This window comes from Streptomyces sp. NPDC029216 (assembly GCF_040648015.1).
Classification (GTDB): domain Bacteria; phylum Actinomycetota; class Actinomycetes; order Streptomycetales; family Streptomycetaceae; genus Streptomyces.
In genome coordinates this window covers 49,047-59,269 of record NZ_JBEZWL010000034.1, presented here as the reverse complement: position 1 = coordinate 59,269, position 10,223 = coordinate 49,047, and the positions used below count along the sequence as shown (strand labels likewise).

Here is a 10,223-nt window from a genome sequence, read left to right as displayed (position 1 = left end):
CCCGCCGGTCCACCGGCGGCGGCCGGCCCGCCGGCCCTCGCTGCGGGGGGCGGGGACGGCAGGCTCGGGCTCCGGGCCCGGGCCTTCGCCCGGGCCGGCGGCGTCCGGCGCGGTCTCCGGCCAGGAGACACGGCGGTGACTGCCCTGCGTATCGCTCACGTCGCTCGCTCCACTGGTCCGGCCCCGGCTGGTTCGGGCACGGCACCCTAGCGGGAGCGGCCGTCACGCACCAAAGCCGTTCGACTACCCAGCGTGTCGAACGAACGGATGTACCGAAGGTGTCGCCATCGGCGTACCGAAATGTCGGCACATCGCCATGGCGGCATGTCCTTATATCCGCATGTCGGCAATGCCGCGCGATTGATTGCGCGGCGAGACGACCCACGCGGCGCGGTCACGCGCAAGGCGGTCACGCGCAAGGCGGCCACGCGCAAGGCGGTCACGCGCAGGGGTCGACCGCGAGGGCCGTCACCCGCACGGGGACACACCCAGGCAGTCACCCGCGGGAGGGACAGCCGCCCCGGGCCGCCACCCGCGCAGGCTCACGCGGCCGGGCGGTCACACGCAGGACGGACGACCGCCCGGGCGGTCACCCAAACGCGGCAGCCCACCGCAGGCCCCGGCTCAGTAGTCGAAGGCGCGGGCCGTGTTCGCCGCGAGGGCGGTGGCCATGGCGTCCTCGTCGATGCCGCGCACCGCCGCCATCGCCCGCACCGTCAGCGGAATGAGGTACGGCGCGTTCGGCCGCCCCCGGTAAGGCGCCGGCGTGAGGTACGGGGCGTCCGTCTCCACCAGCACCAGTTCCAGCGGGGCCACCGCAAGGGCCTCGCGCAGCGGCGCCGCGTTCTTGAAGGTGACGGTCCCCGCGAAGGACATGTAGTACCCCGCGGCCGCACACTCCCGGGCCATCTCCGCGTCCCCGGAGTAGCAGTGGAAGACCGTCCGCTCGGGCGCGCCCTCCTCCCGCAGCACGCGCAGCACATCGGCGTGGGCGTCGCGGTCGTGGATGACCAGCGCCTTGCCCTGCCGCTTGGCGATCTCGATGTGCGCCCGGAAGGAACGCTCCTGCGCGGCCATCCCCTCGGGCCCGGTGCGGAAGTAGTCCAGCCCGGTCTCGCCGACGGCCTTGACGTGGTCGAGGGCGGCCAGCGCCTCGATCTCGGCGAGGGCCTCGTCCAGGGCGCCCTGGCCGCCGCCGGCCCGGGCGCCCTGGCGCGACCAGCCGTCGGGGTCCCCGTGGACGATGCGGGGGGCCTCGTTCGGGTGCAGCGCCACCGCCGCGTGGACGTTGGCGTGGGCCGCCGCCGTCTCGGCGGCCCAGCGCGAGCCCTTCACGTCGCAGCCCACCTGGACGACGGTGGTCACGCCCACCGACGCGGCCTTCGCCAGACCCTCCTCGACCGTCCCCGACTGCATGTCGAGGTGGGTGTGGGAATCGGCCACCGCCACCCGGAGGGGTTCGGGCAGCGGCGGCGGCGCGTCCTTGGAGGCGGCGGAGGAAGGGCTAGGGCTCATGGGCCGATCTTATGACCGGCGCAGCCGCCCCAGCAGGCGGGACAGCAGGCCGCGGCGCCGCCCGGGCTCGTTGATCGCGACGGGTCCCGGGGCGTCGTGCGAGGGGGCGGGCCTGCGCTGCCTCGGCGGGCGCGGGGGGTTCTCGCCGGCCGGTACGGGTCCGGCGATCCCGGGGGCGATGCGGTGGTGGTAGAGCCGGTCGATGGTGGCGTTCACCTGGGAGACCTGCCCGGCCCGCATGATCCGTACGACGTGTCCGCCGCAGTTCAGGCAGGTCGGGTTCGACAGAGGAGAGGGCACCCGCTCCTCGTTCACCTTGTACATGATGAACGGCTGGCCCCTGCCGTCGGTGTGGTGCTCGATCGCGTAGGCCTGCTCCCAGCCGTAGCCGCACTTCATGCACGCGAAGGAGTAGGCCTCGTACACGGTCTGCACGTCGGGGGTGGAAACGGCGGCAGGACCTGCGGCGGGGACGGGTACCGGGGTGTCTGCGATCTCACTCATGCCAGCTCCTCTTGTTCCACTGGTGCCATTGCCAGTGGACGCCTCTTCGGGCGGGAGCGCATCAGGCCCTGTCCAGTGTTGGACGGTCTTTGGGCCAGTCATGTCTCAAAGCGGCCGGTGCGCGGTCTGAGCTTTGCTTTTCAGGTTAGCTCTTTACCGACCTACGGCATCTTTTGTGCCGCATTCTTTGCCGCCACCACGGCGTCGAAGACGTCCCGCTTGGGTACCCCGGCCTCGGCCGCGACCGCCGCGATGGCCTCCTTGCGCCGCTCGCCCGCCTCCTCGCGCACCCGCACCCTGCGCACCAGCTCCTCGTCGTCCAGGTCCGCGGGCCCGGCGGCCGGGGCGCCCTCGACGACGACCGTGATCTCGCCGCGCACCCCCTCGGCGGCCCACGCCGCGAGCGCGCCGAGCCCGCCGCGCTTGACCTCCTCGTAGGTCTTGGTGAGCTCCCGGCACACGGCGGCCCGCCGGTCGGCGCCGAACACCTCGGCCATGGCCGCCAGGGTGTCGTCGAGCCGGTGCGGGGCCTCGAAGTAGACGAGCGTGCGCCGCTCCCCCGCGACCTCGCGCAGCCGGCCGAGGCGCTCGCCCGCCTTGCGCGGCAGGAACCCCTCGAAGCAGAACCGGTCCACGGGGAGCCCGGAGAGCGCGAGCGCGGTGAGGACGGCGGAGGGCCCGGGCACGGCCGTGACCTTGAGGTCCTTCTCCACGGCGGCGGCGACCAGCCGGTAGCCGGGGTCGGACACCGAGGGCATGCCGGCGTCGGTCACCAGCAGCACCCGCTTGCCGGTCTCCAGGGCCTCGACCAGCTCGGGGGTGCGGGCGGACTCGTTGCCCTCGAAGTACGACAGCACCCGCCCGGTGGTGTGCACGCCGAGCCCCTGGGTGAGCCGGCGCAGCCGCCGGGTGTCCTCGGCGGCGATCACGTCGGCCCGTTCCAGCTCGGCGGCGAGCCGGGGCGGAGCGTCGGCGAGGTCGCCGATCGGGGTCCCGGCGAGGACGAGTACGCCGGGAGAGGAGGAGGATCGGGCGGCGTGGGGCTGGTCTGCTGTCACCGCCTCATCCTCTCATTGGGGGTCGTGGGGACTGGGGCTCGCACAGGGGCGTTCCCTACGATGACCCGGTGACCAGTACCGCGACGCCGCCGCCCAGCCCCGCGGGGGCCCCGCCCGTCCCGCCGGGCGGACGCGGCTCCGAGCACGAGCCGCCCGTATGGCTGCGCCGCCTGCGGGGGTTCGGCTACCTGCCCGCCGCGCCGGCGGCCGATGTCCGTACCCGCCTCGTACCCCCGTACACCCGGCCGTCCGCCCAGCTGTGGGCGGCGCTCGGCATCCCGGAGGCGAGCCGGCAGACCTGGCAGCGGGTCATGGCGTGGGTGGGGCCGCTGCTGGTGACTCTCGTCGCGGGGGTGCTGCGGTTCACGCACCTGGGCAGCCCGAAGGCGGTGATATTCGACGAGACGTACTACGCCAAGGACGCCTGGGCCACCATCCGGCAGGGCTACGAGGCCAGCTGGCCCAAGGATGTCGACAAGTCGATCCTCGCGAATCCCGACGCGGTCCCGCTGCCGGCCGACCCCGGCTACGTCGTGCACCCGCCCGTCGGCAAATGGGTGATCGGGCTCGGCGAGTGGATGTTCGACTTCGACCCGTTCGGCTGGCGGTTCATGACGGCGGTGCTCGGCACCCTGTCCGTCCTGATGCTCTGCCGCATCGGCCGGCGCCTGTTCCGCTCCACCTTCCTCGGCTGTCTGGCGGGCGCGCTGCTCGCGGTGGACGGCCTGCACCTGGTGATGAGCCGCACCGCGCTGCTCGACCTGGTGCTGATGTTCTTCGTCCTGGCCGCCTTCGGGGCGCTGGTCGTCGACCGCGACCGGGCGCGGGCCCGGCTCGCGGCGGCGCTGCCGGTCGACGAGGAGGGCCGCGCCCGCCCGGACGCGGGCATCGCCGAGACGCTGCGGCTGGGCTGGCGCCCGTACCGGCTGCTGGCCGGCGTCTGCCTGGGCCTGGCCTTCGGCACCAAGTGGAACGGCCTGGTGGTGCTGGCCTTCTTCGGGGTCCTCACCGTGCTGTGGGACGCGGCCGCGCGCCGCACCGCCGGCGCGGGCGCCCCGTACGCGGCGATGCTGCGCCGCGACGCGCTGCCCGGCTTCCTGTCGACGGTGCCGGTGGCGATCGCCGTGTACCTGGCCTCCTGGCTGGGCTGGATCCTGAGCCCGGACGACGGCAAGGGCGGCTACTTCCGCGACTGGGCGGCCAAGTACGACCAGCACAGCTCGCTGTCGTTCCTGCCGGAGTGGCTGCGCAGCCTGTGGCACTACGAGACCGAGGTCTACAAGTTCCACGTGGGCCTGACCTCGGGCCACACCTACGAGTCCAACCCGTGGAGCTGGCTGATCCTGGGCCGGCCCGTCTCCTACTTCTACGAGTCCCCCTCGCCCGGCACCGACGGCTGCCCGGCGACCGAGGCGGGCAAGTGCGCCCGCGAGGTGCTGGCCCTGGGCACGCCGCTGCTGTGGTGGACGGGCTGCTTCGCGCTGGCGTACGTGCTGTGGCGGTGGTTGTTCCGGCGCGACTGGCGGGCGGGCGCGATCGCGTGCGCGCTGGGCGCCGGCCTGCTGCCCTGGTTCAACTACCAGGAGCGGACCATCTTCTACTTCTACGCGGTGGTGTTCGTCCCGTACCTGTGCCTGGCGGTGGCGATGATGATCGGCGCCCTGCTGGGGCCGTCGGGCTCGACGGAGCGCCGGCGGGCCCTGGGGGCGATCGGGGCGGGTGTGCTGGTGCTCCTGATCGTCTGGAACTTCATCTATTTCTGGCCGGTCTACACCGGCCAGACCCTGCCCATGGATTCCTGGCGCGGTCGGATGTGGCTGGACACGTGGGTGTGACAAGACATCGGCCGGATACCGCAATCGGTGGTTGAGCGCGGGCGCCGGGTGACAGGAACGGGCCCGTTGCACCCCTGTTCACCCAGCACGCAACGGGCAGGTTGCGGACCAGGCCGGAGGGCCTTCCCGTACGCCGGGAGGGCCCTCCGGCCTTTCACCCTCCCTTTTCGGCCATCGTTGTTCCGGTCCGGTAACAAACACGAAGAGCGACCTGCGGGGTGGCGTAAGGTCCACACCAAGGTTCTTTGAACGCGTTCAGAGAACGGGGGCTCCTGGGGAGGGGACGCGGTGAACGGGGCGGCGAAGGGTGCCATCGTCGGCGGGGTGTTCCTGGCGATGGCCGGCGGTGCGGCGTACGGGGTGGTCACCCTGGTGGGTGACAGCGGCGGCGGCAGCACCGGCACGGACAAGAACGGGGCGGCGGGCAACGGCGCGGTGACCGCGCAGCGGGCGAGCGGGCCGGTCACCGACCAGGAGGCGGCCCGGGTCGCCAAGGACTTCCTGGCCGCGTGGGCGGCCGGCAACGCGGGCGCGGCGGCCGACCTGACGAACAACCCGCAGGCCGCACAGCCCGCGGTGGCCGATTTCCGCTCCAAGGCGCTCGTCTCCAAGGCGGTCATCACGCCCGGCACCCCGAACGGCACCACCGTGCCCTTCAAGGTCGAGGCCGAGATCACCCACGAGGGCACGGCCAAGCCCTTCGCCTACGAGTCCCAGCTGACCGTCGTCCGCGGCTCCACCAGCGGCAAGCCGGTCGTCGACTGGCAGCCCTCGGTGATCCACCCGCAGCTCCAGAAGGACGAGCGGCTGCGCGCGGGCACCCCGGCCAGCCCGCCGGTGAAGGCGGTCGACCGGCACGGCAAGGAGCTGACGGCCGAGCAGTACCCGTCGCTGCGGCCGGTCCTGGACGCGCTGCGCAAGACGTACGGGGAGAAGGCGGGCGGCACCCCGGGCGTCGAGGTGTGGATCGAACCGGCCACCGCCGACGCGCCCAAGCGGACCCTGGCGACGCTGGTCGAGGGCACGCCGGGACAGCTGCAGACCGTCCTGGACGCCAACGTGCAGGCCGCGGCGGAGAAGGCGGTGGAGCGGCACGCGGAGGCCTCGGTCGTCGCGGTCCAGCCGAGCACCGGCGACATCCTGGCGGTGGCCAACCACCGCCGGGACGGCTTCAACGCGGCCATGCAGGGCCGGCGGGCGCCCGGTTCGACGATGAAGATCGTGACGGCGGCGATGCTGCTGGAGAAGGGCCTGGTGGCGGCCGACCGGCCGGCGGCGTGCCCGGCGAGCGCCAGCTGGGACGGCAAGGTGTTCCGCAACCTCGACGGTTTCTCCCTGTCGGGCCAGCCCTTCTCGACCAGCTTCGCCAAGTCCTGCAACACCGCCTTCATCAGCCTGATCGACGACGTGAAGGACAACGGGGCGCTGCCGAGGGTGGCCAAGGAGGCCTTCGGCATCGGGCTGGACTGGAAGACGGGCATCCCCTCGCAGGACGGCACCGTTCCGGTGACCTCCGGCTCCGCGGCCGCGGCCGAGTACATCGGCCAGGGCGCCATCCAGATGAACCCGCTGAACATGGCCTCCATCACGGCGACCGCCCGCACCGGGGTGTTCCGCCAGCCGGTGCTGGTCAAGGCCTCCCTGGACGGACGCACCCTGGCCACGGCCTCCCGGCCGCTGGCGCCGGGGGTGTCGGCGCAGCTGGTCAGGATGATGCGGCAGACGGCCACGAGCGGCACGGCGGCCAAGGCGATGGCCCCGGTCGGCGGCTCCGACAAGGGCGCGAAGACCGGCTCGGCGGAGGTCGACGGCGCGGCGGCCCCGGACAGCTGGTTCACGGGCTTCAGCGGCGACGTGGCGGCGGCGGCGATGGTCGAAGGCGGCGGCCACGGCGGCGACGCGGCGGGCCCCATCGTCGCCACGGTCCTCAACGCCTCCTGACCCACCCGCCCGGAGCCGGGTGCGGGGGCGCAGCCCCGGGGAACGGGCGAAGGGCGGGGCGGGGCGAAAACGCCTCGCCCCCCACCCCGCACGGCGCTAGCGTCCCCGCATGACGACCACCACCCCGCACCCCCTCTTCGCGCAGGCCCTCGCCGGACTCGGCCTCGACGGCCTCGCCATCCGCACCTTCCCCGAAGGCACCCGCACGGCCGCCGACGCCGCCGCCGCGATCGGATGCGAGCTCAGCCAGATCGTGAAGTCACTGATCTTCACGGCGGACGGCATCCCGGTACTGGTCCTCATGGACGGGGCCTCACGGGTCGACGTCGACGCCGTCCGGCGTCAACTCGGCGCCGCGAAAGTCACCCGTGCCGACGCGGCCCTCGTCCGCGAGACCACCGGCTACGCCATCGGCGGCGTCCCGCCCTTCGGCCACCGCACCCGCACCCGCGTCCTGGCGGACCGCTCCCTGCTGGAGCACGACGTGGTCTGGGCGGCGGCCGGCACCCCGCACGCCGTGTTCCCGATGCCCCCGCGCGACCTCATCGCGCACGCCGCCGCCGAACTGGCCGACGTACGCGAGAAGAGCTGACGCCGGCCGCGACAAGCGACAAGCGACAACCACCAATAGCGCCAAAGCGACAAAGAGCTACAGGCAGGACTTCAGCGCACGCACCAGCACCTGCGCCCGCGGGTCCGCGGTGACCGACTTGGCGTGCGCGTTGGTGACGTAGCCGAAGCCGATGCCCGCCTCCGGGTCCGCGAACGCCAGGGAGCCGCCGCGGCCCGGGTGGCCGAAGGAGGCCGGGGACAGCAGCGGGGACGCCGGCCCGTGCAGCATGTAGCCCGGGCCGAAGCGCGTGCCCACGACCAGCACCCGGTCCGGACCCGCCGCGAACTCGGTGCCCGCCAGCGCGGTGGTCGCCGGGGTGAAGATCCGGGCCCCGTCCTCCACCACCCCGATGGTCGCCGCGTAGAAGCGGGCCAGGGCGCGCGCCGTGCCGATACCGGACGAGCCCGGGAGCTCCGCCGCCTGGTAGACGGGGTCGTTCTCGTCCGGCTGCGGGTCGATGGCGGCGAAGGCCCGCCGCGTCAGGGAGTCCGGGTCGGCATACGCCTCCGAAACGTTCCTCCTCGGCCGCGTCTTCAGCAGACCCGCACTCGGCGGCGGCTCCACCGGGGCCACCCGGCCCACCCGGTGCGCCTCGCCCTCCGGCAGCCCGATCCAGAAGTCCAGCCCCAGCGGCTCGGCCATCTCCTCGGCCAGGATCCCGCCGACGGTGCGCCCCGTGGCCCGCAGCACCAGCTCGGACACCAGCCAGCTGAAGGTCTGCGCGTGGTAGCCGTGCGCACTGCCCGGCTCCCAGAACGCCCGCTGCGCCGCGACTGCCCGCGCCCCGGACACCCCGTCCGCGGCCTCCGCCGTCGTCAGCCCTCGGTCCAGGGCGGGAACGCCGGCCTGGTGCGCGAGCAGGTGGCGGACCAGGGTCCGCTCCTTGCCGCCCGCCTTGAACTCCGGCCAGTACGCGCCCACCGGCGCGTCCAGGTCCAGCAGTCCGCGCTGGTGCAGCAGCAGCGGTACGGCCGCGGCGACGCCCTTGGTCGCGGACCGGACGATCGTCGCGGTGTCCTCCGCCCAGGGCTCGGTTCCGTTCGCGTCCTTCGTGCCGCCCCACAGGTCGACGACCTTGCGGCCGTCCCGGTACACGGCCACGGCCGCGCCCCGGTCCCCGAGCACCTCGAAGTTGCGCGCGAAGGCCTCTCGTACGGGCTCGAAGCCCTCCGTCACCACACCCTGGATGTTCACGAGCACCCCAACAACCGCAGGCCCGCGCTTATGCCGCGGCCACCGTGCGCGGGTCGAAGCCGAAGGGCAGCTCCAACCGGTGCGCGCCCATCAGCTCCTCGTCGCACAGCAGGTCCCGGGTGCTTCCGTCGGCGGCGATGACCCCCTCGCTGAGGATCACCGAGCGCGGGCAGAGCTCCAGGGCGTACGGCAGGTCGTGCGTCACCATCAGCACGGTGACGTCCAGCGCGCGCAGGATGTCGGCCAGCTCGCGCCGCGAGGCGGGGTCGAGGTTGGAGGAGGGCTCGTCCAGGACGAGGATCTCCGGCCGCATCGCCAGGACGGTCGCCACCGCCACCCGGCGCCGCTGCCCGAAGGACAGGTGGTGGGGCGGGCGGTCGGCGAAGCCGGCCATGCCGACCTGTTCGAGGGCCTCGCGCACCCGCTGCTCCAGCTCGGCGCCGCGCAGTCCGGCCGCCGCCGGGCCGAAGGCCACGTCCTCGCGCACGGTCGGCATGAACAGCTGGTCGTCGGGGTCCTGGAAGACGATCCCGACGCGGCGGCGGATCTCGGCGAGGTTGCGCTTCTCGACGGGCAGCCCGGCCACGGTGACGGAGCCGACGCCGCCGCCGAGGATGCCGTTGAGGTGGAGGACGAGGGTGGTCTTGCCGGCGCCGTTGGGGCCGAGCAGGGCGACGCGCTCGCCGCGTCCCACGGTGAGGTCGACCCCGAAGAGGGCCTGGTGCCCGTCCGGGTAGGCGTAGGCGACCCCGGACACCTCCAGCGAGGGCGCGGAGGCGGCGGGAGAAGCGGAGGGAGCGGTCACAGCGTCCATCCCATCATGCAGACGGCGAGCGCCGTCACCGGGAGCACGGCCGCGTACGCCCACTGGGCGCGGGTGGCCGTGACGTCGTCGATCACCGGCATCGAGCCGGCGTAGCCGCGGCTGACCATCGCGAGGTAGACCCGCTCGCCGCGCTCGTAGGAGCGGATGAAGAGGGCGCCGGCGGTCTTGGCGAGCACCCCCCAGTGCTGGATCCCGCGGGCCTCGAAGCCGCGGGAGCGCCGGGCGATGGACATGCGGCGCAGCTCGTCGGTGATGACGTCCCCGTACCGGATCATGAACGAGGCGATCTGTACGAGCAGCGGTGGCAGTTTCAGCCGCTGGAGGCCGAGCAGCAGCGCCCGCAGTTCGGTGGTCGAGGCGAGGAGCACGGAGGCGGCCACGCCGAGGGTGCCCTTGGCGAGCACGTTCCAGGCGCCCCACAGGCCGGAGACGCTCAGCGACATGCCGAGGACGTCGACCCGTTCGCCCTGCGACACGAAGGGCATGAGCACGGCGAACAGGACGAACGGCACCTCGATCAGCAGCCGCCGCAGCAGGAACCCCGCGGGGATCCGGGCGGCCGCCGCGACGGCGGCGATCAGGACGGCGTACAGGCCGAAGGCCCACATCGCCTCGCGCGGTGTCGATACGACGACGATCACGAAGGCGGCGGTCGCGGCGATCTTGCAGTGCGGCGGCAGCTCGTGCACGGGCGAGTGCCCGTGCCGGTAGAGCTTGTGCGCGTGGCCGGCTCCCAC

The 10,223-nt window shown here is 73.4% G+C and carries 9 protein-coding genes; 3 read left to right on the top strand and 6 right to left on the bottom strand.

Going from position 1 to position 10,223, the window contains the following annotated elements; translation table 11 throughout:
- Positions 1–624: 624 nt before the first annotated feature.
- The 3 genes from AB0F18_RS15485 to rsmI form a co-directional block, all read right to left on the bottom strand.
- Positions 625–1,515 (bottom strand): TatD family hydrolase, encoded by an 891-nt coding sequence (locus tag AB0F18_RS15485; RefSeq protein WP_362059953.1) that lies wholly within the window; start codon positions 1,513–1,515, stop codon positions 625–627.
- 9 nt (positions 1,516–1,524) lie between these two features.
- Positions 1,525–1,914, bottom strand: a complete 390-nt coding sequence (locus tag AB0F18_RS15480) for a hypothetical protein (protein ID WP_362059967.1) — start codon at positions 1,912–1,914, stop codon at positions 1,525–1,527.
- Between the two features lie 266 nt (positions 1,915–2,180).
- Entirely contained in the window at positions 2,181–3,077 is an 897-nt protein-coding gene (gene rsmI, locus AB0F18_RS15475; RefSeq protein WP_362059950.1) for a 16S rRNA (cytidine(1402)-2'-O)-methyltransferase, read from the bottom strand.
- 68 nt (positions 3,078–3,145) lie between these two features.
- On the opposite strand from rsmI, the gene AB0F18_RS15470 reads away from it, so the two are divergent.
- From AB0F18_RS15470 to AB0F18_RS15460, 3 genes are all read left to right on the top strand, one after another.
- Complete coding sequence (locus tag AB0F18_RS15470) at positions 3,146–4,912, top strand: phospholipid carrier-dependent glycosyltransferase (RefSeq protein ID WP_362059947.1); 1,767 nt, start codon at positions 3,146–3,148, stop codon at positions 4,910–4,912.
- 288 nt (positions 4,913–5,200) lie between these two features.
- On the top strand, positions 5,201–6,853 hold the full coding sequence (locus AB0F18_RS15465; RefSeq protein WP_362059944.1) for a penicillin-binding transpeptidase domain-containing protein: 1,653 nt from the start codon (positions 5,201–5,203) through the stop codon (positions 6,851–6,853).
- 109 nt (positions 6,854–6,962) lie between these two features.
- Positions 6,963–7,445, top strand: coding sequence for a YbaK/EbsC family protein (locus AB0F18_RS15460; protein ID WP_362059941.1), 483 nt, complete (start codon positions 6,963–6,965; stop codon positions 7,443–7,445).
- Positions 7,446–7,502: 57 nt separating this feature from the next.
- Here AB0F18_RS15460 and AB0F18_RS15455 read toward each other — a convergent pair whose 3' ends face one another.
- The 3 genes from AB0F18_RS15455 to cbiQ are packed head-to-tail and all read right to left on the bottom strand — an operon-like array spanning position 7,503 to position 10,223.
- Positions 7,503–8,660 (bottom strand): serine hydrolase domain-containing protein, encoded by a 1,158-nt coding sequence (locus AB0F18_RS15455; protein WP_362059964.1) that lies wholly within the window; start codon positions 8,658–8,660, stop codon positions 7,503–7,505.
- A gap of 28 nt (positions 8,661–8,688) precedes the next feature.
- Positions 8,689–9,474, bottom strand: a complete 786-nt coding sequence (locus AB0F18_RS15450; protein WP_362059938.1) for an ABC transporter ATP-binding protein — start codon at positions 9,472–9,474, stop codon at positions 8,689–8,691.
- Positions 9,462–10,223: a cobalt ECF transporter T component CbiQ gene (cbiQ, locus tag AB0F18_RS15445; protein ID WP_362059935.1), complete on the bottom strand. Its 762-nt coding sequence runs from the start codon at positions 10,221–10,223 to the stop codon at positions 9,462–9,464. The genes AB0F18_RS15450 and cbiQ overlap by 13 nt, the downstream gene beginning before the upstream one ends.